At 72.0% G+C, this 314-nt stretch carries 1 protein-coding gene; it reads left to right on the top strand.

Annotated features, from left to right (window positions below):
- Positions 1–314, top strand: a 314-nt coding sequence (locus JHD80_RS27685; protein WP_199093827.1) for a hypothetical protein, incomplete at both ends; no start/stop codon positions are given.

The raw sequence follows: 314 nt of genomic DNA, 5'->3' as shown, positions 1-314 counted from the left end.
CCCCCCCCCCCCCCCCCCCCCCCCCCCCCCCCCCCCCCCCCCCCCCCCCCCCCCCCCCCCCCCCCCCCCCCCCCCCCCCCCCCCCCCCCCCCCCCCCCCCCCCCCCCCCCTTTTTAATGCTCCGGCGACCACCGAGATCTACACCGAAGGTTAATCGTCGGCAGCGTCAGATGTGTATAAGAGACAGGCCCAAGACCTATCTGCCGAATTATCGCGAATTCTACGAGCGCCGGCAGTTCGCTTCGGGCGAGCGGGCGAGCGCCCTTTATATCGAGCTCTGCGGGCAGGAGGTTCCGTTCGGCACGGATATCCTG

It is taken from the genome of Allobosea sp. ASV33, from assembly GCF_016428755.1.
In the GTDB taxonomy this organism is placed as follows: domain Bacteria; phylum Pseudomonadota; class Alphaproteobacteria; order Rhizobiales; family Beijerinckiaceae; genus Allobosea.
This window is presented reverse-complemented; position numbering and strand designations above follow the sequence as displayed.